Genomic DNA, 23,204 nt, shown 5'->3' with positions numbered 1-23,204 from the left:
CGTTGACAAGCCGCTGGGGCTGGGTTTGCTCCTGTTCATGGCATCTCATTCATTTGCAGAATGAAGTCCAGAAGAATCTTCGTTTGCAAGCCGGCCTGCGCCTCAACAAAATCGGGCGAAGGTCATTTTGCTCGCCACAGCCATCAGGAATTTTTCTATGCACGCCACTGCACATGTCAGCCCCGATGAGATCCGCAAGGGCTTTTCCAAGGCCATGTCCGACATGTACCGCGATGAAGTACCTCTGTACGGCGCGCTGCTGGAACTGGTGGCCCAAACCAATGCGCGCGTACTCGACAGCCAACCTGAGCTGGTGCAGCAGTTGCAGCGTACCGGAGAAATCCAGCGCCTGGACATGGAGCGCCATGGCGCCATCCGCCTGGGCACTGCCGCAGAACTGGCGACCATCAGCCGCCTATTCGCGGTGATGGGCATGCAACCGGTGGGCTACTACGACCTCACCCCCGCCGGTGTGCCGGTGCATTCCACGGCCTTTCGCGCCGTGCATGAGCACGCGCTGCAGACCAGCCCGTTCCGGGTGTTCACCTCGCTGCTGCGCCTGGAGCTGATCGAAAACCTGGAGCTGCGCGCCTTCGCCGAAAGTGCCCTGGCCAAGCGCTCGATCTTCACCCCCGGCGCCCTGGCGCTGATCGAACAGGCCGAAACACAGGGCGGGTTGAATGCCAGCGACGCCCAGGCTTTCATCGACGAGGCGCTGGAGACGTTCCGCTGGCATAACACCGCCACCGTGACAGGCGCGCAATACGAGCAACTGAGCAACCAGCACCGCCTGATCGCCGACGTGGTCGCCTTCAGGGGCCCGCATATCAACCATCTCACGCCACGCACCCTGGACATCGACCAGGTACAGGCCGCCATGCCCGGCAAAGGCATTACGCCCAAAGCCGTGATCGAAGGCCCACCACGGCGCCATTGCCCGATCCTGCTGCGCCAGACCAGCTTCAAGGCACTCGACGAACCGATCGCGTTCACCGACGCCCACGGCAGCCACAGCGCACGCTTTGGCGAAATCGAACAACGCGGTGTAGCGCTCACGCCTAAAGGCCGCGCCCTGTACGACCAACTGCTGAACGCCGCCCGCGATGAACTCGGCGCGTTCCCCAATGAGGCCAACGCCGAACGTTATGTGCAATTGATGGAACGGCACTTTACGGCGTTCCCGGATACCCCCGCACAGATGCGCGAGCAGGGCCTGGCGTACTTTCGTTACTTCGTTACCGCAAAAGGCCTGGCGGCACGCGGCCAGCCCGAGCAGCCGCGAACGTTGCAAGCGCTGGTCAACGCCGATCACGTGGCGGTGGAGCCATTGGTGTATGAGGATTTTCTGCCGGTCAGTGCGGCGGGGATTTTCCAGTCAAACCTGGGGGATGCGGCGCAGAGTCATTACGCGGCCAACGCCAACCAGGCGCAATTCGAACAGGCGCTGGGGCGCAAGACGATTGATGAGTTGCAGCTTTACGGCGAGACGCAGCAGCGCTCCATTGATGAATGTCTGGGCACACTGCTGGCCTGAAATAGGGTGTCCTCCCCGGCTCAGCGGCACAATCCTTGCGCCGCAACAGTCCCCAGAGCCGGGTGGACGGGGCGCATCATAAAGACACAGTCCTGCGATGTCCCGCATACAAATCTGAACAAATATTGCCGTTTTGAGCCTAGCCTAATCGCCCGGCGATTTCGTCCTTGATCAGCAGCCGTTTCTTCTTCAGGTTTTCCACTTTCTCATCGCTGGCACTGGCTTTTTCCGCCTCCAGCACATTCGCGTCGGCATCGTCATATTGAGTGAGCAGCGAATCCAGCCGTTTGTCGTCCGCCCTGCGCTTGTGAACGTCTTCCTTGCTGACACCCAAGTCCTGATACAGGTCGTGTTTCACTGGCATGGCGTACCTCCACAAATTGATCAATGGTCTACGCCCTTGAAGCTAGCCCATTCCAATGGGTCTTGTCATGTTTGAGGTCAATACAGTCCCGTTCGTCATGCAGCATGCGATGGGATCAAACCTTTGCCGTGCCCTGCCCTCCACTGTAGATCGCCACCCGAGGGAGACAGGTTTCATGAATCACGCTGCCACTGCTGCCGACACTCAATGCATCAACACGCTTCGCACCCTGGCCATGGACGCTGTACAGAAGGCCAATTCGGGGCATCCGGGCACGCCCATGGGCCTGGCGCCGGTGGGTTATACGTTGTGGAGTCGCTTCCTGCGTTATCACCCCGAACATCCCGATTGGCCTAACCGTGACCGTTTTGTGTTGTCAGTGGGGCATGCGTCGATGCTGCTGTATTCGCTGTTGCATCTGGCCGGTGTGGTGGAGATTGACGCCCACGGCCAGCGCTCCGGCCAGCCGGCCATCAGCCTCGACGATATCAAGCAGTTCCGGCAGATGGGTTCCAAGACCCCAGGCCACCCCGAATACCGCATGACCACCGGCGTGGAAACCACCACCGGCCCGCTCGGCCAGGGCTGCGCCAACAGCGTGGGCATGGCCATGGCCCAGCGTTGGCTGGCCGAACGCTTCAACCGCGACGGCCAGGTGCTGTTCGACTACGACGTCTACACCCTGTGCGGTGACGGCGACATGATGGAAGGCATCAGCAGCGAAGCGGCCTCCATGGCCGGCCACTTGAAGCTGGATAACCTGTGCTGGATCTACGACAACAACACCATCAGCATCGAGGGCCACACTGAACTGGCCTTCAGCGAAGACGTGATCAAACGCTTCCAGGCCTACGGCTGGCACACCCAGCACGTCACCGACGCCAATGACTTGCAGGCGTTGAGCGTGGCGCTGGAAACCTTCAAGGCCAATACCGGCGCGCCGACCCTGATCGTGGTCGACAGCGTGATCGGCTATGGCTCGCCGCACAAACACAACACCGCCGCCGCCCACGGCGAGCCTCTGGGCGAAGACGAGATTCGCCTGACCAAGGCTGCCTATGGCTGGCCGCAGGATTCGAACTTCCTGGTGCCCGACGAACCCCGCACGGTACTGCGCGATGCCCTCTACGAACGCGCCGAACCGCTGTTCGCCGAATGGAACCAGACCCTGGCATCCCTCGACCCGCAACGGGCCGATGAACTGCACCGGATGCGCGCCGGCGAAATGCCCGAGCAATGGCAGGCGCACCTGCCCAGCTTCGCCGCCGATGCCAAGGGCGTCGCCAGCCGGGCCTCCGGCGGCGAGGTATTGAATGCCTTCGCCCAACAGATCCCCTGGTTGCTGGGCGGCTCGGCGGATCTGTCGCCGTCGACCAAAACCAACCTGACGTTCGACGGCGCCGGGCGCTTCAGCGCCGATGACTACAGCGGGCGAAACCTGCACTTCGGCATCCGCGAGCACGCCATGGGCGCAATTGCCAATGGTATGGCGCTGTCCTACCTGCGCCCGTACACCTCGACCTTCCTGGTGTTCAGCGACTATATGAAGCCACCGATCCGCCTGGCGGCGATCATGGAATTGCCGGTGATTTTCGTGTTTACCCATGACTCCATCGGCGTGGGTGAAGACGGGCCGACGCACCAACCGATCGAACACCTGACCCAACTGCGCGCCACGCCAGGGCTGCTGACTCTGCGCCCGGGCGACGCCAATGAAACCCTGGAGTTGTGGAAGGTGGCCCTGGCGCAAACCCATCGGCCAAGCTGCATGGTGCTGTCGCGCCAGGCGCTGCCAACCCTGGATCGCACCCAGTATGCGTGCGCCTCCGGTGCGGCCAAAGGTGCCTATGTATTGGCCTCTGCGGATAAGCCTGAAGTCATTCTGATCGCGACAGGCAGTGAGGTCAGCCTGGCGGTGGCTGCCTACGAGCAACTCAAGGGCGAAGGCGTGGCCGCGCAAGTGGTATCGATGCCGAGTTGGGAGTTGTTTGAAGACCAGGATCAAGCCTACCGCGACGGCGTCTTGCCGCCTGCGATAAAAGCGCGGGTGGTGGTGGAACAGGCGGGGCCCCTGGGTTGGGATCGCTATGTCGGGCAAACCGGTGCCAAGGTGGTGATGAACAGCTTTGGCGCGTCGGCGCCATTGGCCAAGTTGCAGGAGAAGTTCGGGTTTACCGTGGAGAATGTGGTGAAGCTGGCCAAGGAGCAGATCCAGCATAACCTCACTGACTAGCGCTTGGCTTAATGCGGGAGGGGGCTTGCTCCCTCCCACATTTGGTCATCAACAACTGCTAGATCAGCGCCTGGGTTAGATAAGGCGCGGTTCGGCTGTGCTTGCTTTTGGCAACCTTGTGCGGCGTACCACACGCCACCACCTTCCCGCCCAGGTCCCCTGCCCCCGGCCCGATATCAATGACCCAGTCACTCTGGGCCACCACGCGCATCTCATGCTCGACCACGACCACGGTATGCCCCGCATCGACCAGTTGATTCAACTGGCTGAGCAAGCGATCGACATCCTTGGGGTGCAAGCCGGTGGTCGGCTCGTCGAGCACATACAACGTAGCGCCGCGGGCGTTGCGTTGCAGTTCGCTGGCGAGCTTGATGCGCTGGGCTTCACCGCCGGACAGTTCGGTGGCCGGCTGGCCAAGGCGCAGATAGCCCAGGCCGATATCGCGCAGCACCTGCAGCGAGCGCAGTACGCCAGGCTGCTCGGCAAAGACTTCCACTGCCTGCTCGACCGTCAAGCCCAGCACCTGGGCGATGTTCAAACCCTGCCATTTGATCGCCAGGGTTTCGGGGTTGTAACGCGCACCGTGGCAAGTGGGGCATGGCGCGTACACGCTGGGCATAAACAGCAGCTCAACGCTGACAAAGCCTTCACCCTCGCAGTTCGGGCACCGCCCCTTGGCGACATTGAACGAAAACTGCCCGGCGTCGTAAGCGCGTTTCTTGGCCGCCGGCGTAGCGGCGAACAGCTTGCGCACGTTGTCGAACAGCCCGGTGTAGGTCGCCAGGTTAGAGCGCGGCGTGCGGCCGATAGGTTTCTGGTCCACCTGCACCAGGCGGCGAATGTGTTCCAGCCCGGCACTGATGCGCCCGCCACTGGCTTGCGGTGCGGCGTCTTCCAGGCTTGGCTCGTCGTCATTTTCCAGCACGCGCCCAAGGCCCGTGGCCACCAGCTCCAGCAACGCCTGGCTGACCAGGCTGGATTTGCCCGAGCCGGAAATACCGGTTACCGCGGTAAAGCAGCCCAGCGGGAAGTCCACCTTCAGGTCATCGAGGTTATTGCGCGTCACGCCTTCGAGCTTCAGCCAGGCAGTGGGCGCGCGCCGCTCCACGTTGGCCGGGCGCTGTGGAGCAAACAGGTATTCACGGGTCTGCGACGCCTCGATAGCCTCCAACCCCGCAGGCGGCCCGCTGTACAGCACCTGCCCGCCATGTTCACCGGCTGCCGGGCCCACGTCGATCAACCAGTCGGCGCGGCGCATGGTTTCCAGGTCGTGCTCCACTACAAACAATGAATTGCCCGCGGCCTTCAAGCGCTCAAGCGCACTGAACAACGCTTCGCCATCCGCCGGATGCAGACCCGCCGAGGGCTCGTCCAGCACATAGATGACGCCGAACAGCTGTGAGCCCAACTGGGTGGCCAGGCGCAAACGCTGCAACTCTCCGGAGGACAAGGTCGGCGTGCTGCGTTCCAGCGACAGATAGCCCAGCCCCAACTCGATCAGGGTGTTCACCCGCTCGAGCAAGTCCTGGGCGATGCGTTGGGCTGCCAGGCGCTTTTCCACCGACAATTTCATCTTGTCCTGCCCCGCCGCCACCGGCCGCAGCAATTGGGCCAATTGCGCCAGGGACAGTTGCGACAACTCTCCAATATCCACCCCGGCAAACTTCACCGACAGTGCCGCCTGGGTCAGGCGCTTGCCGTGGCATAACGGGCAGGCACTGCCTTGCATGAACTGCGACACACGCTTTTTCATGAGCGCGCTTTGGGTATGGGCGAAGGTGTGCAGGATGTAGCGCCGTGCGCCGCTGAAAGTGCCCTGGTAGCTGGGTTCGAGCTTGCGTTTCAACGCATCGCGGGTCTGCTGCGGGGTAAAGCCGGCGTATACCGGCACGGTGGGGGTTTCTTCGGTGAACAGGATCCAGTCGCGCTGTTTTTTCGGCAGGTCACGCCAGGGGATGTCGACGTCATAGCCCAGGGTCACAAGGATGTCGCGCAGGTTCTGGCCCTGCCAGGCCAGCGGCCAGGACGCCACCGCACGCTGGCGGATGGTCAAGGACGGATCGGGCACCATCAGCGCTTCGGTCACTTCATACACGCGGCCCAAGCCATGGCATTGCGGGCACGCGCCCTGGGGCAGGTTCGGGGAAAAGTCCTCGGCATACAGCATGGCCTGCCCCGGCGGGTAGCTGCCGGCGCGTGAATACAGCATACGGATCAAGCTCGACAGCGTGGTGACGCTGCCCACCGAAGAGCGCGCACTCGGCGTGCCGCGTTGCTGTTGCAGGGCCACCGCCGGCGGCAAGCCCTCGATGCTGTCCACATCCGGCACGCCCACCTGGTCGATCAAGCGTCGCGCATAGGGCGCCACCGATTCGAAATAGCGACGCTGCGCCTCGGCATACACGGTGGAAAACGCCAGGGACGATTTGCCGGAGCCGGATACCCCGGTAAACACCACCAGGGCATCGCGTGGAATATCCACATCGACGTTACGCAGATTATGTTCACGGGCGCCACGCACCCTGACAAAGCCCGGTTGCTGGGCGGTAACCGCAGGGATGTTGCGCTGTGATGTCATGGGCAACCTTGTCTTGCACTGAGCACCCTGCGCACGCGTTGAGTCAGGGCCTCGGGGCTGTAGGGTTTGCTCAGCAAGTGGATGTCGGCGCCGAGCAAATGATTGGAGGACAGGATGTCGCGGGTGTGGCCGGAGGTGAACAGCACCGCCACCGGCGGGTTCTGCGTACGCGCCCAAGTGGCCAGGTCAGTGCTCTTGACCCGGCCTGGCATCACCACGTCGGTGAAGATCAGGTCCGGCGCTGCGCCGCGCTGCAACACCTGCATCGCGCGGTCGCCGTCTTCGGCGGTCAATACGGTATAACCCGACTGCTGCAGCAACTCGACCACCGTCAGGCGCACGCCTTCGTTGTCCTCGACCACCAGGATGGTTTCCTGGCCGCCACCTTGCGGGTCCACGTCACTGTAGTCGTCGAGGCACTCGGGCTCCAGGCTGTGGGGGAAGTACATCTGCACCAGTGAGCCCTTGCCCTCCTCGCTCCACATATCCACATGCCCGCCGCTTTGGCGCACAAAACCAAACACCATGCTCAACCCCAGACCGGTGCCGTGGCCTTCGCGTTTGGTGGTAAAGAAGGGTTCGAAGGCGCGCTTGAGGGTGGCCTGGGACATGCCCACACCGGTGTCAGCCACCGCCAGGCGCACGTACTCGCCGGGCTTGATGCTTTTGCCGATACAATCGTCAGGGTTGAGGATGACGTTTTCCCCGGTGATCCGAATCACCCCTTCGCCCTGCATGGCATCCCGGGCGTTGATAGCCAGGTTGAGCAAGGCGTTTTCCAGCTGGTTGCGGTCGACATTGATGCACCAGGAGTCCTGGGGCAATTGCACGTCGATATGGATGGTTTCCCCCAGCGCCCGTTGCAGCAACTCGCCCAGGCCGGCATAAATGCGCTGCGGGTTGTACACCGCGGGTGATAACGGTTGGCGACGGGCAAACGCCAGCAATTGCGATGACAACTTGGCCCCACGCTCGACTGCCGCGATGGCCGCGTTCACGCGACGTTGCACCTGGCAATTGTCCGGCTCATGCCGGGCAAGCAAATGCAGATTGCCGGCGATCACTTGCAGCAGGTTATTGAAGTCATGGGCCACGCCCCCGGTCAGGCCGCCAATCGCTTCCAGCTTTTGTGACTGGCGCAACTGGTCTTCGGCGGCAGAGCGCGCCTGCACCTCGGCGGCCACGCGTTGCTCCAGATTATGGGTAAGCTCCTGGCGCACCCGCTCGGACTTCACCAGCTCGGTGGTTTCCACCACAATCGCCAGCACGCCGGCCGGCTGCTGGTTGTCACCCGCCACCGGGCTGTAGTAGAGGTCCAGCCACACGCTTTCCGGTCGGCCGTGACGCGACAGCACCAGTTCCTTGTTATTGAACGACAAGGTACCGCCCGCCAGGCACGTATCCACCACATGCCGATTGAACTCGGCCACTTCCGGCCAGCCCAGTTCCACCGGCGTGCCCAACAGGTAAGGATGGCGCCCGCCGGCAAATGCCGAATAGCTGTCGTTGTAGATCATGTACCCCGCCTGCCCCCACAGCATCACCATCGGTACGGGTGAGGCCAGCATCATTTGCACGGTGCAAGCCAGGCTTGTGGACCACTGATCCAAAGGGCCAAGGTCGGTAGTTGACCAGTCAAAGGTGCGTATCCGCTGAGCCATTTCGCCGGCCCAGCCTTCACAGCCGTGGGGGTTGGATAAAAATTGCATCATTGGGCTCTGTGCGCAGGAGAGGACGATCGCAAGTTTTGGAGCGCGCCGACGGTGGATGGTTTCATCTTGTGTACGCTGGAATGCAGAAACCACTGAACTCAATGAAAATCCCGGCTGCGCACCACCATGCCATCCAACAGCGGCGTCAAATCGGTCAGGCGCCCTGCGATCAAATGCCGCACCTCGCCCACCGCCTCCCAGCGCCCATCCACCTTGAGCAGGCGCGACCCCACCAGCGCCCGGCGCTGGCGCTCGGCCAGGTCGCGCCAGACCACTACATTGAGGTTGCCGAATTCATCTTCGAGGGTGACAAAGGTCACGCCACTGGCCGTACCAGGGCGCTGGCGACCGGTCACCAACCCGGCGATGCTCACATTGCGCCCATGCGCCACCGCCAGCAACTCTTGGGAACTGCGGCAGCGTCGCTTGCGCAGCTCGGCGCGCAACAAGGCCAAGGGGTGCGGCCCAAGGGTGGTGCCCAGCGTGGCGTAATCGGCTTGCAGGTCCTCGCCTACGCTGGGCGCGGGTAATGCCACCACGGTTTCATCCTGACCTGGCTGGCCGGCAAACAAGCCGAGCTGCTTGTGCACACCGGCCACGTCCCAGCGCGCCTGGTGTCGGTTGCCGGCCAGGGCGCGCAACGCACCGGCATCCGCCAGCAGCGCCTGGGCCCGGGCATCCAGGCCGGCGCGTGCGTCCAGGTCGGCGATGTCGCTGAACGGTTGCCGGTGGCGTGCGGCTTCGATACGCCGCCCGTCGTCCTCGCGAAACCCCGAGATCATGCGCAAGCCCATACGAATCGCCGGTTGCTGGCCGTCGATGGGCTCCAGGCTGCAATCCCAGTCACTGGCCTGCACATCCACCGGGCGAATCTGCAAGCGATGGCGCCGGGCGTCCTGCAGGATCTGGTCCGGGCTGTAGAAACCCATGGGCCAGCTATTGATCAGGGCGCAGGCAAAGGCCGCCGGCTCATGGCATTTGAGCCAGCAACTGGCGTAGGTCAACAGGGCAAAACTGGCCGCGTGGGACTCGGGGAAACCATAGCTGCCAAAGCCTTTGATCTGCTCGAAAATCTGCGCGGCAAAGGCTTCGGTGTAGCCGTTGCCGAGCATACCGTCGCGCAGCCGCTTCTGGTGCGGCTCCAGGCCACCGTGACGTTTCCAGGCGGCCATGGAGCGGCGCAACTGGTCGGCCTCGCCAGGGCTGTAGTCGGCGGCGACCATCGCGATCTGCATCACTTGTTCCTGGAATAAAGGGATACCCAAGGTGCGTTTGAGCACGGCCTCCAATTCGGGTGAAGGATAGGTTTCTGCTTCCTCTTTGTTTCTGCGGCGCAAATACGGATGCACCATGCCGCCCTGAATCGGCCCAGGGCGCACGATGGCGACTTCGATCACCAGGTCATAGAACGTTTGCGGCTTGAGCCTGGGCAACATCGACATCTGCGCCCGCGATTCGATCTGGAACACGCCGATGGTGTCAGCCTTGCTGATCATGGCGTAGGTCGCCGGATCCTCCTTTGGGATGCCTGCCAGGCTCAAATCCAGGTTGCGATGCCGACGCAACAAATCGAAACAGCGGCGGATTGCGCTGAGCATACCGAGGGCGAGGATATCCACCTTGAGCAGGCCGACGGCATCGAGGTCATCCTTGTCCCACTGGATGATGGTGCGCTCGGCCATGGCCGCATTTTCCACTGGTACCAGGGTGTCCAGCGGGTATTCGGAAATCACGAAACCGCCGGGGTGCTGGGACAGGTGCCGGGGAAAGCCGATCAGTTGCCGGGTGAGCGTCAGCACGCGGCGCAGCAGTGGGCTGTCCGGATCGAAACCGCTTTCACGCAGGCGTTCAAGAGGTGGCGCGTCATCACTCCAGCGCCCGCAGCAGTCGGCCAACGCGTTGATCTGGTCTGGTGGCAGCCCGAGGGCCTTGGCTACATCGCGCACTGCGCCGGCGGCGTGGTAGCTGCTGACCACCGCCGTCAACGCTGCACGATTGCGGCCGTAGCGCTGGAATACGTATTGCAGCACTTCTTCGCGGCGCTCGTGCTCGAAGTCTACGTCGATGTCCGGCGGTTCATTGCGCTCTTTGGAAAGGAAGCGCTCGAACAGCAAGTCGCTCAAGCTCGGGTTGATTTCGGTGATACCCAAGGCAAAACACACCGCCGAATTGGCCGCCGAGCCACGGCCCTGACACAGGATCGAGCGGCTGCGGGCGAAGCGCACGATGTCGTGCACCGTGAGGAAATAACTTTCGTAGCCCAACTCGCTGATCAGCAGCAGTTCCTTGTCGATCTGCTGCAAGGTCTTGGCATCGACGCCCTCGGGCCAGCGCCGGGCAATGCCTTCTTCGGTCACCGCACGCAACCAGGAGGCGGCGTCATGACCTGTCGGCACCAGTTCGCGTGGGTAGTGATAGCGCAACTGGCTGAGGTCGAAGGTACAACGCCGCGCAATCGCCAGGGTTTCGTCAAGCAGCGCTTGCGGGTACAGCGCGGTCAGGGCATCGAGGCTGCGCAAGTGCCGCTCGCCATTGGGATGCAACAAGGTACCGGCGTCGGCCACCGCGACGTGATGGCGGATGGCGGTCATGGTGTCTTGCAGGGCACGGCGGCCACGAGCATGCATGTGCACATCGCCGCAAGCCACCGCCGGGATCTGCAACCGGGCGGCCAGGTCCAGGCGCTGCTCCAGGTGGCGCCCATCGTCCTGGCCGCAATGCAACTGCACTGCCAGCCACAGGCGCCCGTTGAAAGTGCGGCACAGCCATTGGATCGAGGCCTGGGTGTCATGGTCCTGCGCCACCCACAGCGCCAACAGGCCGGGCAATGGTTGCTCGAAGTCTTCCTGCAGCAGGCGGTAACGGCCTTTTTCAGCACGGCGACGGGCCAGGGTGATCAGACGGCACAGATGCTGGTAGCCGTTGAGGTCTTGCACCAGCAGCACCAGTTTGGGGCCGTTTTCGATGCGCACTTCACTGCCGATAATCAGCGGCAAATCCACCGCTTTCGCTGCTTGCCAGGCCCGTACGATGCCCGACAAGGTGCATTCATCAGTGATTGCCAGGGCGCTGTAGCCCTGGTGTTTGGCCCGCTGGAACAGCTCCAGTGCACTGGAGGCACCGCGCTGGAAGCTGAAGTTGGACAGGCAATGCAGTTCGGCGTAACTCATGCGCTACTCGCTCCTACCGAGCTCATGCAAACCAGCCTTGCAGCCACAGTCCATCGCTGCACCCCACATTGCGGTAGGCCCAGCCTTGCTGGCCGGCGCGGGTCTGGATCAGGTAATAGTCGCGGCGGATATCGGCGCCATCCCACCAGCCGGATTCGATGCGCTCCGGGCCCATCAGAATGTGCACGCCCTGCTCGGCCAGCAGCGTCGGTTCGGACAGCAACCAGCCGGGGCGCCGCACCTTGTTCAAGCTCGGGCATGGACGGCTGTCGGTCGCGGCTTGCCAGGCGCATTCGGGACGATGGTCAGCGTGAAAGCGCAGGCCCTGCACCGCCTCATCCCCCAGGCGCGCACGCAAGCGTTCGCGCAATTGTTCCCACGGCAGGGTTTGCTGCGGGCGGTCGTCGAACAGGTCCTGGCGCTGGGGCACGAACACCGGCAAGTCCTCGGCCACCAGACGCAAACCGCGCACCGGCGAGGTGACCTGGACCTGTTCCAGGCGGCCACGGGCCAGTTCGAACAGCATCAAAGGCTCACGCTCGGCACTGAGCAAGCCCACCTTGATCACGCTGTCGGGCGCCTGGGCATGTTCCAGGTGCAGGTCAAAGCGCTGCACGCCACTGTCGCGCCCGCAAAGGAAGGCCGACAAGTCGCCGGTCAAGCGCCGCAATGGAAACAGCAAGGCCTGGTGGGATTGCACATCGAAGTTCAACTCGATGCGCGCCTCGAACTGGTCCGGCGGCTGATAGAACGCCAGGGCCAAGGGGCGTTGCCCGCTCAGGGCGTCGAGGTGCTTGAGCAGGCTGGCGTCAAAACGTCGCGCCAGGGTATGCCGCGGCAATGCCTGCACCTGGGCCAGGGTGCGCAGGCCCATGCGTGACAAGGCGGTGGCGGCCTGCGGGTCAAGACCGGCGCGGTCGACAGGCAGTGGCGCCAGGGCCTGCATCAAGGCGTTGTCATCGGCCACGGCCAGGCCATCGTAAAGGTTTGCCAACACCCGCGCCGCCGCCGGATTGGGCGCTGCGACGATGCGGTGACGAAAGCCAAGGTCGGTCAACTCCTTGCGCAAGCGCGCCTCGAACTGCGACCAGGGCCCAAACAGGCCCAGGCTCGATTCGATCTCGAACAACAAGGCGCGCGGGTAATACAGGCTGACCTGGGAACTGAAACGGTAGGCCCAGGCGGCAAGCAACTGCTGCAAGCGCTCGATTTCCAGAGGGTCGTATTCCACACAGGCAAAGCCCTTGGCCAGGGCATGGGCTGCCGTCAACGATTGACCAGGGCGCAAGCCCAGGGCACGGGCGGCGGCGTTGACGGTTTGCAGCACACGCCGCTGCGGCGTGCCGGCCAGCAGTGCCAGAGGCTGGTCAGGTTCGGGATGCACACGCTGCGCCCCGTCCAGCGCCAATTGCGGGAATACGATACAGACCCAACGCATGGCAACCTCAATGCCCCGCCAGGGCAATCGGTGCCGGATGGGCCAACCCGCCTCGGCACTTGAGCACGCGCACTTGTGCAGGCTTTGCCTCGACCGCCAGGCGCAAGGCCGCGGGCGAGGCATTGACCGCCTCATTCAAGGAGCGCCAGGCAAATGCCAGGGTCTGTCCGGTTTCCGCCGCCACCTGCAAGCGCCGCAAGGCCCGATCATCGGCCTTGCGCGGCCAGCACAACACCGCACCGCAACTGCCGGAGCGCAGGCATTGTTCCACCGCCCACAGCGCATCGCGCTCCTGGGCCTGGATAATGGAAAGCTGACGCACATCTACCCCGGCGTTCTGCCAGGCATGGGGATACGGCGTATAGGGCGGCGCCACCAGCACAATGCGCTCACCCAGGGCCGACAAGCGTGCCAGGGTTGGCAGCACCAGTTGCAATTCGCCCACCCCGTCCTTGGCCATGAGGATTTCACTCAAGGCCGCTTCCGGCCAGCCGCCAGTGGGCAGCACCGCATCCAGCGCCGCCAGCCCCGTGGGGTGCACGCTGGCCGGTGGTGCGGCGGGCCGGCCCTTCCAGATTCGCCCGCCATTGAACAGCGAGTCCAGGGCAACCACGGCGCCCATCAGCCTTGCCTCACCAGGCCACAGAACACCCCTTCGATGGCCAGGTCCTGGTCGGGGCCGACCACAATGGGTTGATATGCCGGGTTGCGCGGCAATAAACGCACCCGCTCGCCGTTGCGCTCGAAGCGCTTGATGGTGACCTCACCATCCAGACGCGCCACCACAATCTGCCCGTTCAAGGCTTCGGCACTGCGACGTACGCCCACCAGGTCGCCGTCGAGAATGCCATCTTCGATCATCGAATCGCCCTGTACTCGCAGCAGGTAGTCAGGGGTCTTGGCGAAAGTGGCCGGATCCAGTTGCAAGTGGCTGTGCACGTCCGCATCGGCACCGATGGGCCGGCCAGCCGCCACGCGGCCAAGTACCGGGACATCCAGCCACTCGGGACGCGCGGGTTGATTGAGCAAACGAATGCCACGGGCCTGGTTGGGGTTGACCTCAATGAAACCGGCTTCGGTCAAGGCCACCACATGCTTGCGGGCGACGCTGCGCGAGGCGAAGCCGAACGTCTCGGCGATCTCGGCGAGGCTGGGGGGCTGGCCTTGGTGCGCGATGCGCTCGCGAATGAAGGTCAGGATGGCGGTACGGCGGGGAGTCAGGTTGGTCATGGAGTACATTTGTACTCCTGTAGGAAACTTCTGACAACAACCGTCAGTCGGCGATCAACTGCCTGGTCATCACCGCATAAATATCTACACAACTTTGTAGCTACCGCACGTAACCACGCGCTTCAGCCAGCAATTATTTGAAGCCGCCCAGCAACCCAAGCAATTGTTATGGGTGCCCGGTGCCAGCCATAACAACAGCATGAGCCTGGCCGCTCGCAACTATGGCAAGGCGCTGGAAAACCTGATGCGCACGCAGATACCCGCCCGGGAAGTGACACACTCCACAGGGCGCGACAACGCGTCATAAATACACTTTTCGACACTGGGTTCGCGTTTGGCTGTCAAGCGCAAACCCTGCCCATACTGGCCCGAAACACAAGTTGATCAAATAATGATCTTCACGCAAATCGCCAACGCAGCCGGGCCTTTGCAAAGTTATCCACAGAGATACCCACGGTTTTCGTGGACAACTCTTTTTATATTTTTACGTTTTTTTGCTCAGGCAGCACTTTCAGGAAAGGTGCCAGGCAGCAAAATTTCGCGGTTCACATCGCGTATATCGTTATAGCCACACAGCGCCATCGACACGTCCAACTCACGGGCGATGATATCGAGCGCCTTAGTCACGCCCGCCTCACCCATCGCCCCCAGGCCATACAAGTGCGGGCGACCGATCATGGTGCCCCTGGCGCCCAGCGCCATGGCCTTGAGCACGTCCTGGCCGGAACGAATACCACCGTCGAGCCACACTTCAATACGGTTGCCTACGGCCTCAACAATGGCGGGCAACTGGCTGATACTCGACGGCGCGCCATCGAGTTGCCGACCACCGTGGTTGCTCACCACCAACGCATCCGCGCCGGAGTCGGCCGCCAGGCGCGCATCCTCCACGTCAAGGATGCCCTTGATGATCAACTTGCCGCCCCAGCACCGCTTGATCCACTCCACATCGTCCCAACTCAGGCGCGGGTCAAATTGCTGGGCAGTCCAGGACGACAGCGAACTCATGTCGGCCACACCCTTCACATGCCCGACGATATTGCCGAAGCCACGCCGCTGGGTGCCGAGCATACCCATGACCCAGCGCGGTTTGGTCATCATGTTGAGGATATTGGGCAGGGTCAGTTTGGGCGGCGCCGACAAGCCGTTGATCAAGTCCTTGTGGCGTTGCCCCAGGATCTGCAAGTCCAGCGTCAGCACCAGCGCATCCACCCCGGCAGCCTTGGCGCGTTCGATCAGTTGCTCGATAAACCCACGGTCGCGCATCACATAAAGCTGGAACCAGAATGGCTGGCCGACATGCTCGGCAATGTCTTCCAGCGAGCAAATACTCATGGTCGACAAGGTGTAGCGCAGGCCGAACGCCGCAGCGGCTCGTGCGGTCAGGATCTCGCCATCGGCATGTTGCATGCCTGCCAGGCCGGTAGGTGCCAGGGCCACGGGCATGGCCATGTCCTGGCCAATCATGCTGGCGCGGATCGAACGCTCATCAATATTGCGCGCCACGCGCTGACGGAACTTGATGCGCGCAAAATCGCTTTCATTGGCGCGGTAGGTGCTCTCAGTCCAGGAGCCGGAATCGGCGTAGTCGTAGAACATCCGGGGCACACGTTTTTGCGCCAGCTTGCGTAAGTCTTCGATGGTTGTGATCAACGACATCGGGTCACCTCTCCCTGAACTGAACACAGAGAGTAACCGGCCATCGCCCACGCAACCAGCCGTTGCGTTTAACGCGCCCGACGATTAATCTCGCACAAACCCGCAAAACAGCGCACAAACATGCACAACACCCATCAAGCCATTGACCTGCCTTCCCTGCGCAAACAAAAAATTCTGTTGTTGCTCGAACGCGACGGCAAGGTCATGGCTTCCGAGCTGGTCGAGCATTTCGCCGTGTCCCAGGACACCATTCGCCGCGACCTCGGCGAACTCGCCGCCGCCGGTTTACTGCAGCGCGTACACGGCGGCGCCCTGCCCCGGCCCAAGGACACCGGCAAGGATTTCTTCACTCGTGTCGGCGAAACCACCGAGGTCAAACGCCACCTCGCGCGCCTGGCGGCCGAGCGAGTTGAAGACGGCCAGATCGTACTGTTCGACTCCGGCTCCACTACCCTGCAGATCGCTCAGTCACTGCCGCACGACATTCACCTGACGGTGGTCACCCCATCACCGATGATCGCCATCGCCCTGGCGGACCATCCGCATGTAACGGTGATCCTGGCCGGCGGCCAACTCAATCCCGCCACCCTTTCAACCGGCGGCCATGAAACGCTGCGCCTGATCCAGAGCGTCAAGGCCGACCTGCTGTTTACCGGCGTCTGCGCACTGCACCCGCAAGTGGGCATTACCTCGCTGCATTTTGCCGAAGTGGCAGTCAAGCAAGCCTTGATCGACAGCGCGTCCCAAGTGGTTGCAGTGACAACCTCAGACAAACTCGGTGCAGTGGAACCGTTTGTGGTGGCACCGTGCAGCCGTATTCATACGCTGATTACCGAGTGGGATGCGCCGGGGGTGGAGGCGTATGAGCAATTGGGCTTGGAGGTGCAGCGGGTGATGGTTCAGTGACGCAGCAACGACTGATGAATGCGGCGCTCTCCGGTTTTTCGCGAGCGAGCTCGCTCCTACAGAAAAGCAAAAACCTGCCGCTGGACATCACACGCAGGCTCAGAACAGCACATCCGCGGCATCGCGCATAAAAATCTCGACCGTCTTGGGACCTACGCCGTCGAACGCCGCCAAGCGTTGTTCAAACGCCTGGCGATCTTCGCTGGCCTGCCGAATCCCGGTAATCTTGCCGCCGTAATCGGCATTGAGCCGGGCACTCAGGTCCAACAGGCGCTGCGCCGTGGTTTCGTCATACCGCACGTAATGCGCCCGCCCCAACATCGCCACTAACTCCCGCGATGTACAGTGCTGCAATTTGCGCGGCGTATCACGCCCCTCCTCCTCAACGATCACCTTGTAAGCCTGGGCAGCGATGGGCGCCTGGATGCGTTTGCCCATCAGGAAGCTGGCGATGAACCACTTGAACAGACTGGCGTCATCATCGGGTTTTAGCTCGATGCCCAACTGGGCAGCGCTGATGGAGCGGGCCATGCTCAATGCCCTTTGTCGAGCTTCTCGTTGATCGCATCCGTCTGGCGTTCAATGTCCTTGATCGAGGTGGGTGTCACCACTTTGTCGATGGTTTCGGTCTTCGGGTTCGCACGCTCCAGCGTCTGCCCTTTCAAACCTTCAGCCTTACCCTTCTGCGCGTCTTCAGAGCTGACGGGGTCGGGGGTTTTATCGGCGCTCTTGTGTTCGTTCACAGTGCAATCTCCTGCCTATAACGGCCTTCCAAACAGTGGCGGCCTTATGCAGCAGAACACACTGAATTTGAATTGGTTCAAGGAAATTGCCACACCCTACCGCTGGGCAAACACGCGCAAAAAAAAAAATAAACCTTTTGCTCGCCCTCCCGCTCAACACTTGGGTACGGCATCGCGCCATTTCCTGAGGAGAGACACCATGACAACTCGACTGATGAAACAAATGGGCCTGACGTTCGCACTCGTTGCCGGCTCGATTTCGACCGCTATGGCGGCCACGTCCAACGACTTTGTCGACAACGCCGCCGAGGGCGGTATTACCGAGGTGGAAGCCGGCAAGCTGGCGCTGGAAAAAAGCAGCTCGGCAGACGTAAAAACCTTTGCGCAGCATATGGTGACCGACCATACCAAAGCCAATAACGAGCTGATGGCCTTGGCAAAAAAACTCGATATCGAGGTTCCGGATGACGCCGCCCTGACCGACAAGGCGAAGAAAGCGATTCTGGAAATGCGCGACGAATCGTTCGACAAGGCCTACGCCAACAACCAGGTGGCCGCCCATGAAAAAACCGTAGAACTGTTCAAGAAAGAAGCGGCCTCTTCGGACAATGCCGAGCTGAAGGCTTTCGCCACCAAGACGCTGCCAACCCTTGAAGCTCACTTGAAAATGGCCAAGGAACTGCAAAGCAAATACGCCAAATAATCAACCTGACACCGGAGGCATCTGAGTATGAGTTCGCAACTCACGGGTAAGAAAATCCTCGTCATCACGTCCAACACCGGGATCGAGCGCGACGAGCTGCTCAAACCCCTGGAAACCCTGCGTGGCTATGGCGCGACGGTGACGCACGCCTCCAGCAAGGGCGGCACCACCCAGACCTTTGTCGGCGATACCGAAAAGGACGGGACAGTTGAGTCCGATGTGCAATTGTCTGATGTGGTCGGCAGCAACTTCGATGCATTGGTCATCCCGGGCGGGACGGTGAATGCCGACACTTTGCGTCAGGATGCCGCGGCGCTGCGCTTGATCAACGAGTTCGCTCAGGCCGGCAAGACCATCGCAGCGATCTGCCACGGCCCGTGGGCGCTGATCGACGCAGGCCTGGTCAAGGGCAAAACCCTGACCTCGTACAAAAGCGTACGCATCGACTTGGAAAACGCTGGCGCTGCGGGCGTAGTGGATGCTGAGGTCAAGGAATGCAAAGCCAATGGCTGGACCTTGATCACCTCACGGACGCCGGACGATTTGCCGGCGTTCAATGAGGCGATTGCCAGAGCTGTGGCCGGCTGATCATGGTTAACGAATGACAACAGGCGCCCATGGGCGCCTGTTTTTATATGGCTCACCGACTCAGCTCTTGCGATGCTCGGCCATCTCGCGCTTGGGGCCGAACATCGCCCATGCGATCAACCCCAACAGCGGCACGAAAACCAGTACCACCACCCACAGTCCCTTGGTCTCCCAGCCACCGGTACTGCGCAAGACGATATTGATCGCCCACAGTTCCAAGAGCAGCAGAATCACTGCCAATATGATCCAGATATATTCTATTTGCATGATTCACCTCCTGAGGTCTAAAGGTTAGGTCAAGCAGATCGCTCAAGGGTTCCATTAGAATTTTCAGGAACGCTCACGCGAGCCCGGCACGTGACCGGCAGGAGTGCGTTGTGCAATCTCGAAAGGGCCAGACCATGCAAGCTGCACGACGAACCCGCCCCTATAGACCCCTATCTATTTGATTTAAATAGTTATTTAACCCCTATTAAAGTTGGTACGGCTGATGCAATTCCCTCACTACGAGGCGTGCGTTTCGACATGCCCGACAACTACCCGTGAGGTTGCACATGAATGCCATCGACCTGCTTAAAGCCGACCATGAACGCGTCAAGACCCTGCTGACCCAACTAAGCGAGTCCACCGAGCGCGGGGTTAAAAAGCGCACCGAGTTGCTAGCCAAGCTCGAGATGGAAATCACCCTGCACACCAAGCTCGAAGAAGAAATCCTTTATCCCGCTTTTAGAAAAGCCGGTGGCAAGGAACAAGACATCATGTACCACGAGGCCAAGGAAGAGCACCGTACCGTCGACTCGCTGGTGCTGCCCGACCTGAAGCAGACCGAACCCTCCTCCACCGAATTTTCAGGCCGTGTGAAAGTGGTCAAGGAACTGCTTGAGCACCACATCGAAGAGGAAGAAACGGAGATGTTTCCCCAGGCGAAAAAACTGCTGGGCAAGGCAATACTTGAAGAGCTGGGGGCCGAAATGGAGGCGATGAAAGCGGCCTACAAAAAATCCTCGACCAGTAAATCTCTTGCGGCCTGATAGGCCCAGGTACGATCAGCCGTAATACGCGCGAGGGTGCCCCGGCCTACCTCTGGGTGAAGCGCATCGAGTGGTGCGCTACATCCGCTTGAAGGCCACATGGCGGTGCCTGTGAAGCGTGCAGGCATTGCGTCTCTCTCATCAGCGCTTCAAGCCCTACGACCAAACATGCGTCGCAATACCTGAGGCTCGCCTCGCAGCGAATGCACAAGCACCGCGCCGATATGCCCGACCATCAATACCAGCATCGTCCACCCCAGTTCGCTGTGGAAGTCGCGGCCCAGATCAATCATCCACTGCACCTTTTCGCCTTCCAGGCCCTCCATGATCGTCAGGCCAAACGCCGAAAATTCGCGACCGGAGCCGTACTGGCGCAGCAGCCCGATCACGGGGATCAGCAACATCAGCGCATACAGCGCGCCATGCCCGATCGATGACCAGCGGTTCACGCTTGGAGGACGACGGTGCCGGTGCAACAGGTTCCAGCTGGCCCGCAGTATCAGCAGCACCAGCAATAACAACCCTGTGGGCTTGTGATAGGGCCACAGCAGTTTGTCCACCGTAGAGTCGGAAGCCAGGTAGTGGGCCACCGCCGTGCAATAGATCCAGGTGAAAACCAGGGCCATCAACCAGTGCAGCGCCCGACTGACAACATCGTAGTGATCACTGGGCAAAGGGGTTGTCTCGAACATCTTCTTCATCGCAGCCTCTTGTGTTTTTGGCGTCGAACGTGAACATCGCACTCTTGCGGGTAAAAAAATACCGTTCCCATCAGCAGTATGAAAAAACAGTTTCATCCTACAAAAAGTTCGCGTTTCTTACGTCGCCTCACGTCATAGTTCGACCAGCACTTCAAGGCACCGGTTGCCAGCCGCTGAAGCCGGCCTGGCGGGTCAACGGGCACCAGGCAAAATCCCCTGCCGGGGCAGGCAACACCTGGCGTTCGATATCAGCCAGCGGCCTGCCCTTCCAATCGACAATCCGTGCGTCTTGCCAGGCCAGAACCACGCCCTGGGCCTGGCTTTGATCGGTTGTCACCCAGCACGCCGCCGCGGCAGCCATAAAGGTTTCTATCGGCTCGTTATCTATTTGCGCACGGTACATCGAGCCCAGCAGCCAGCGGCAGACGTTCAGATGGTAGGTCCAATCCAACGGCGGCTGATTGCGATAGGCCCAGGTCATAAAGCTGCGGAACAGGTTCAGCCCCTCCGGCGGGTCAAGCTTGAGCAATGCCGGGCAGATATCGAACAAGGTATGCCAATGGGGCAACAGGCGTGCATCCAGGTGCACAAAGCAACGGGCATTACTCGGGTAGTCGGGCAGCGCGGGCTCCGCGCGCAGGCGACGGGACGCCTTGCTGACCAGGCGGCTGGCGCCTGCAGGCAATAGTTGATTCATGGATAGCACCCATAATCGTGACGGCAGAATGCCCCCTGGTCTCAGGAGGCCCAAGGCATACGTCAGAATGCAGGGGAGGCGCGGGGGTTGGCCGAGGGCCAGGAGTAACGCGGTGGCGCCTTGTTGCGCCGCTCATGGCCCGGGCGCGGGGTTTGCCCGAGGCCAAGAAGCCAGGCCAGGCCGATCAGGAATACGATAGCGACGGTAATGGCGTTGCAGACCGGGCAGGCAAAGTAGTTCGAGATGTTGCTGGAACTCGGATCAGCCAACCCTTTGTCGGAAATTGACAGTTGGCCACCCTCTACCGAACAGAACAGCCCACCGATGCCGTTGAGCTGCTGGCCCATCATCTGACCGTGCCCCAAACCGCAGGCGAACAGGTTCATCAGCACGCAGAAGTACAGGGCCCAGGCGATCAGCGAACGGTCAGAGTGATGCAGTTTCATGGCGGCGACTCTACCACCGAAGCCGCAAAAGGATGAAGTACGGTGCGCCCCTGTGGCAGAACGTCGCAGATTACGCGCAGTGGCCAGGGTTGATAGACTCTGCACCCTTCTCGTTACTCCTTTTCCAAGCCTGGTGAGGCAGCTCCATTGCTTCGCAGGCGTTTCACAGGATGCATAGTTGATGAGTACGTTATTCACCCGCCGCAAAGTGCTGACCGGCATGGGCCTGTTGGGCCTGGGCAGCCTGCTGGGCGGCTGTGACTACACCCCCAAGCTGAACTTCAAGTACGGCAAGGACCTCAGTGACAAGATCATGGGCCGCACCTTCAAGCTCAAGAACACCGACGGCGAAACCGTCACCCTGAGTTCGTACAGCGGTTTGATGCCGGTGGTGTTCTTCGGCTTCACCCAATGCCCGGCCGTCTGCCCGACAGCCCTGGCACGCGCCGCCCAGGCCAAGAAGCTGATGGGCCGCGAGGGCAGGATCATGCAGGTGCTGTTCATCACCCTGGACCCCGAGCGCGACACTCCCGAGATTCTCAACAACTACGTCAAGGCTTTCGACCCCACCTTCGAAGCGCTCTACGGCACCCCGGAAGAAATCGCCGTGGCCGCCAAGGAGTTCGGGATCTTTTATGAAAAGATCCCCGCCGGCGACACCTACACCCTGTCCCACACCGCCACCAGCTTCGTGTTCGACACCCGTGGCTACCTGCGCCTTGGCTTGCAGGCATCCCTTACCGCTCAAGAGTGCGCAGAAGACCTGCTCACCGTCATGGAGGTCTGCTAATGACTACCGCTCAATACCTGAAACGCTTTGCCTTCGGCCTTACCCTGCTCGGCCTCGCCGCCCACGCCAGCGCCCAGGTGCAAGTGACCGACGCCTGGGTGCGCGCCTCCGTACCGGGCCAGCCGTCCAGCGGTGCCTTCATGACTCTCACCGCCGACAGCGACAGCCAATTGCTCAGCGTGGCCTCGCCGGCGGCCAAGGACGTGCAGATCCATGAGATGAGCATGAAGGACGACGTGATGCGCATGGGCCCGGTGAAGTCGCTGGCGCTGCCGGCGGGTAAAGCCGTCAAGCTCGACCCCGACGGCTATCACGTCATGCTGATGGGCCTGACCGGCCAGATCAAGGAAGGCGACCAGGTGCCGCTGACCCTTACGGTGCAGAATGCCAAGGGTGAAAAGCAGGCCGTTGAGGTGACGGCCAATGCCCGTGGCCTGGACGGCATGGATCACAGCCAGATGGACCATAGCAAGATGCATTGATTGCCCTGTGTAGGCGGTCCTGTGGGAGGGGGCTTGCTCCCGATGGCGGCCTCGGGGCCGACCAGGATGTTGGATCAGGCCGAGTACATATCCGTTATTTAGGTAACGGCTGATATTGGTTCCGCTTTTACAGCGGGTCACTTTGGAAAAGAGCCCCAAAGTAACCAAAGGGCTCTTGCCCCACCACTCGGCACCTCGC

22 protein-coding genes and 1 pseudogene are annotated in these 23,204 nt (G+C 61.4%); 9 read left to right on the top strand and 14 right to left on the bottom strand.

The genetic code is table 11. The annotated features are described in order from the left end of the window. The first annotated feature begins 157 nt into the window (after positions 1-157). Positions 158-1,534: a VOC family protein gene (locus E4O97_RS06700; protein ID WP_148853908.1), complete on the top strand. Its 1,377-nt coding sequence runs from the start codon at positions 158-160 to the stop codon at positions 1,532-1,534. A gap of 139 nt (positions 1,535-1,673) precedes the next feature. On the opposite strand, the gene E4O97_RS06695 is transcribed toward E4O97_RS06700, so the two are convergent. Next, positions 1,674-1,898 (bottom strand): DUF465 domain-containing protein, encoded by a 225-nt coding sequence (locus E4O97_RS06695; RefSeq protein WP_216091255.1) that lies wholly within the window; start codon positions 1,896-1,898, stop codon positions 1,674-1,676. Positions 1,899-2,073: 175 nt separating this feature from the next. Between E4O97_RS06695 and tkt the strand changes: the two genes are divergently transcribed. Further along, positions 2,074-4,131, top strand: coding sequence for a transketolase (tkt, locus tag E4O97_RS06690; RefSeq protein WP_216091254.1), 2,058 nt, complete (start codon positions 2,074-2,076; stop codon positions 4,129-4,131). Positions 4,132-4,189: 58 nt separating this feature from the next. Here tkt and uvrA read toward each other — a convergent pair whose 3' ends face one another. From uvrA to lexA, 6 genes are all read right to left on the bottom strand, one after another. Further along, on the bottom strand, positions 4,190-6,709 hold the full coding sequence (gene uvrA / locus E4O97_RS06685; protein ID WP_078821193.1) for an excinuclease ABC subunit UvrA: 2,520 nt from the start codon (positions 6,707-6,709) through the stop codon (positions 4,190-4,192). Then, positions 6,706-8,418: an ATP-binding protein gene (locus E4O97_RS06680; RefSeq protein WP_078821192.1), complete on the bottom strand. Its 1,713-nt coding sequence runs from the start codon at positions 8,416-8,418 to the stop codon at positions 6,706-6,708. Before E4O97_RS06680 ends, uvrA begins: the two co-directional genes overlap by 4 nt. Positions 8,419-8,519: 101 nt before the next feature. Continuing rightward, positions 8,520-11,591: an error-prone DNA polymerase gene (locus E4O97_RS06675; RefSeq protein ID WP_078821191.1), complete on the bottom strand. Its 3,072-nt coding sequence runs from the start codon at positions 11,589-11,591 to the stop codon at positions 8,520-8,522. Positions 11,592-11,613: 22 nt separating this feature from the next. Next, entirely contained in the window at positions 11,614-13,029 is a 1,416-nt protein-coding gene (locus tag E4O97_RS06670; RefSeq protein WP_032880794.1) for a DNA polymerase Y family protein, read from the bottom strand. Positions 13,030-13,036: 7 nt separating this feature from the next. After that, positions 13,037-13,651 carry a translesion DNA synthesis-associated protein ImuA gene (imuA, locus tag E4O97_RS06665; protein WP_248160996.1) on the bottom strand — a complete coding sequence of 205 codons (615 nt, stop codon included), beginning with the start codon at positions 13,649-13,651 and terminating at the stop codon, positions 13,037-13,039. Further along, the gene (gene lexA, locus E4O97_RS06660) at positions 13,651-14,268 is read right to left on the bottom strand and encodes a transcriptional repressor LexA (RefSeq protein WP_248160995.1); all 618 of its coding nucleotides are present in this window, start codon (positions 14,266-14,268) and stop codon (positions 13,651-13,653) included. The genes imuA and lexA overlap by 1 nt, the downstream gene beginning before the upstream one ends. A gap of 109 nt (positions 14,269-14,377) precedes the next feature. On the opposite strand from lexA, the pseudogene E4O97_RS06655 reads away from it, so the two are divergent. After that, positions 14,378-14,566, top strand: a pseudogene (locus E4O97_RS06655) (alpha/beta hydrolase); the annotation flags it as partial. Between the two features lie 191 nt (positions 14,567-14,757). On the opposite strand, the gene E4O97_RS06650 reads toward E4O97_RS06655, so the two are convergent. Further along, positions 14,758-15,918: an alpha-hydroxy acid oxidase gene (locus E4O97_RS06650; protein WP_032880790.1), complete on the bottom strand. Its 1,161-nt coding sequence runs from the start codon at positions 15,916-15,918 to the stop codon at positions 14,758-14,760. Between the two features lie 120 nt (positions 15,919-16,038). Here E4O97_RS06650 and E4O97_RS06645 point away from each other — a divergent pair, with 120 nt between their 5' ends. Then, positions 16,039-16,824 carry a DeoR/GlpR family DNA-binding transcription regulator gene (locus tag E4O97_RS06645; RefSeq protein WP_248160993.1) on the top strand — a complete coding sequence of 262 codons (786 nt, stop codon included), beginning with the start codon at positions 16,039-16,041 and terminating at the stop codon, positions 16,822-16,824. A gap of 99 nt (positions 16,825-16,923) precedes the next feature. On the opposite strand, the gene E4O97_RS06640 is transcribed toward E4O97_RS06645, so the two are convergent. Together E4O97_RS06640 and E4O97_RS06635 are read right to left on the bottom strand one after the other, a co-directional pair. After that, entirely contained in the window at positions 16,924-17,355 is a 432-nt protein-coding gene (locus E4O97_RS06640; RefSeq protein WP_216091248.1) for a DNA methylase, read from the bottom strand. Between the two features lie 2 nt (positions 17,356-17,357). Next, positions 17,358-17,567, bottom strand: coding sequence for a hypothetical protein (locus E4O97_RS06635; protein WP_032880786.1), 210 nt, complete (start codon positions 17,565-17,567; stop codon positions 17,358-17,360). Between the two features lie 199 nt (positions 17,568-17,766). Here E4O97_RS06635 and E4O97_RS06630 point away from each other — a divergent pair, with 199 nt between their 5' ends. Both E4O97_RS06630 and E4O97_RS06625 read left to right on the top strand, forming a co-directional pair. Next, complete coding sequence (locus E4O97_RS06630) at positions 17,767-18,270, top strand: DUF4142 domain-containing protein (RefSeq protein WP_032880785.1); 504 nt, start codon at positions 17,767-17,769, stop codon at positions 18,268-18,270. Positions 18,271-18,297: 27 nt separating this feature from the next. Beyond that, positions 18,298-18,858, top strand: coding sequence for a type 1 glutamine amidotransferase domain-containing protein (locus tag E4O97_RS06625; RefSeq protein ID WP_216091247.1), 561 nt, complete (start codon positions 18,298-18,300; stop codon positions 18,856-18,858). Between the two features lie 60 nt (positions 18,859-18,918). Here the strand turns inward: E4O97_RS06625 and E4O97_RS06620 are convergent, their stop codons facing one another. Further along, positions 18,919-19,125, bottom strand: a complete 207-nt coding sequence (locus E4O97_RS06620; protein ID WP_005788888.1) for a hypothetical protein — start codon at positions 19,123-19,125, stop codon at positions 18,919-18,921. A 287-nt stretch (positions 19,126-19,412) separates the two neighbouring features. Between E4O97_RS06620 and E4O97_RS06615 the strand changes: the two genes are divergently transcribed. Further along, the gene (locus E4O97_RS06615) at positions 19,413-19,889 is read left to right on the top strand and encodes a hemerythrin domain-containing protein (RefSeq protein ID WP_078821185.1); all 477 of its coding nucleotides are present in this window, start codon (positions 19,413-19,415) and stop codon (positions 19,887-19,889) included. Positions 19,890-20,038: 149 nt separating this feature from the next. Here E4O97_RS06615 and E4O97_RS06610 read toward each other — a convergent pair whose 3' ends face one another. The 3 genes from E4O97_RS06610 to E4O97_RS06600 form a co-directional block, all read right to left on the bottom strand. Next, a complete protein-coding gene (locus E4O97_RS06610; protein WP_216091246.1) occupies positions 20,039-20,590 on the bottom strand; it encodes a cytochrome b in 552 nt (183 codons plus the stop codon). Positions 20,591-20,741: 151 nt separating this feature from the next. Continuing rightward, positions 20,742-21,287, bottom strand: coding sequence for a putative natural product biosynthesis protein (locus tag E4O97_RS06605; RefSeq protein ID WP_078821183.1), 546 nt, complete (start codon positions 21,285-21,287; stop codon positions 20,742-20,744). Between the two features lie 62 nt (positions 21,288-21,349). Further along, on the bottom strand, positions 21,350-21,733 hold the full coding sequence (locus E4O97_RS06600; RefSeq protein WP_248160992.1) for a DUF2946 domain-containing protein: 384 nt from the start codon (positions 21,731-21,733) through the stop codon (positions 21,350-21,352). Positions 21,734-21,914: 181 nt separating this feature from the next. On the opposite strand from E4O97_RS06600, the gene E4O97_RS06595 reads away from it, so the two are divergent. Continuing rightward, positions 21,915-22,523 carry an SCO family protein gene (locus E4O97_RS06595; protein WP_078821181.1) on the top strand — a complete coding sequence of 203 codons (609 nt, stop codon included), beginning with the start codon at positions 21,915-21,917 and terminating at the stop codon, positions 22,521-22,523. Further along, positions 22,523-23,005 (top strand): copper chaperone PCu(A)C, encoded by a 483-nt coding sequence (locus E4O97_RS06590; protein WP_248131461.1) that lies wholly within the window; start codon positions 22,523-22,525, stop codon positions 23,003-23,005. The genes E4O97_RS06595 and E4O97_RS06590 overlap by 1 nt, the downstream gene beginning before the upstream one ends. Positions 23,006-23,204 lie beyond the last annotated feature (199 nt).

The sequence above is a fragment of the Pseudomonas sp. W15Feb34 genome, from assembly GCF_023127765.1.
Classification (GTDB): Bacteria; Pseudomonadota; Gammaproteobacteria; order Pseudomonadales; family Pseudomonadaceae; genus Aquipseudomonas; species Aquipseudomonas synxantha_A.
Note: the sequence above shows the minus strand (reverse complement) of the source record. Positions and strands in the feature narration are given on the sequence as shown.

Coding starts and splice junctions, on each gene's coding strand:
- E4O97_RS06700 (WP_148853908.1), top strand. CDS start 158: ATGCACGCCACTGCACATGTCAGCCCCGATGAGATCCGCAAGGGCTTT.
- E4O97_RS06695 (WP_216091255.1), bottom strand. CDS start 1,898: ATGCCAGTGAAACACGACCTGTATCAGGACTTGGGTGTCAGCAAGGAA.
- tkt (WP_216091254.1), top strand. CDS start 2,074: ATGAATCACGCTGCCACTGCTGCCGACACTCAATGCATCAACACGCTT.
- uvrA (WP_078821193.1), bottom strand. CDS start 6,709: ATGACATCACAGCGCAACATCCCTGCGGTTACCGCCCAGCAACCGGGC.
- E4O97_RS06680 (WP_078821192.1), bottom strand. CDS start 8,418: ATGCAATTTTTATCCAACCCCCACGGCTGTGAAGGCTGGGCCGGCGAA.
- E4O97_RS06675 (WP_078821191.1), bottom strand. CDS start 11,591: ATGAGTTACGCCGAACTGCATTGCCTGTCCAACTTCAGCTTCCAGCGC.
- E4O97_RS06670 (WP_032880794.1), bottom strand. CDS start 13,029: ATGCGTTGGGTCTGTATCGTATTCCCGCAATTGGCGCTGGACGGGGCG.
- imuA (WP_248160996.1), bottom strand. CDS start 13,651: ATGGGCGCCGTGGTTGCCCTGGACTCGCTGTTCAATGGCGGGCGAATC.
- lexA (WP_248160995.1), bottom strand. CDS start 14,268: ATGTACTCCATGACCAACCTGACTCCCCGCCGTACCGCCATCCTGACC.
- E4O97_RS06650 (WP_032880790.1), bottom strand. CDS start 15,918: ATGTCGTTGATCACAACCATCGAAGACTTACGCAAGCTGGCGCAAAAA.
- E4O97_RS06645 (WP_248160993.1), top strand. CDS start 16,039: ATGCACAACACCCATCAAGCCATTGACCTGCCTTCCCTGCGCAAACAA.
- E4O97_RS06640 (WP_216091248.1), bottom strand. CDS start 17,355: ATGGCCCGCTCCATCAGCGCTGCCCAGTTGGGCATCGAGCTAAAACCC.
- E4O97_RS06630 (WP_032880785.1), top strand. CDS start 17,767: ATGACAACTCGACTGATGAAACAAATGGGCCTGACGTTCGCACTCGTT.
- E4O97_RS06625 (WP_216091247.1), top strand. CDS start 18,298: ATGAGTTCGCAACTCACGGGTAAGAAAATCCTCGTCATCACGTCCAAC.
- E4O97_RS06620 (WP_005788888.1), bottom strand. CDS start 19,125: ATGCAAATAGAATATATCTGGATCATATTGGCAGTGATTCTGCTGCTC.
- E4O97_RS06615 (WP_078821185.1), top strand. CDS start 19,413: ATGAATGCCATCGACCTGCTTAAAGCCGACCATGAACGCGTCAAGACC.
- E4O97_RS06610 (WP_216091246.1), bottom strand. CDS start 20,590: ATGAAGAAGATGTTCGAGACAACCCCTTTGCCCAGTGATCACTACGAT.
- E4O97_RS06605 (WP_078821183.1), bottom strand. CDS start 21,287: ATGAATCAACTATTGCCTGCAGGCGCCAGCCGCCTGGTCAGCAAGGCG.
- E4O97_RS06600 (WP_248160992.1), bottom strand. CDS start 21,733: ATGAAACTGCATCACTCTGACCGTTCGCTGATCGCCTGGGCCCTGTAC.
- E4O97_RS06595 (WP_078821181.1), top strand. CDS start 21,915: ATGAGTACGTTATTCACCCGCCGCAAAGTGCTGACCGGCATGGGCCTG.
- E4O97_RS06590 (WP_248131461.1), top strand. CDS start 22,523: ATGACTACCGCTCAATACCTGAAACGCTTTGCCTTCGGCCTTACCCTG.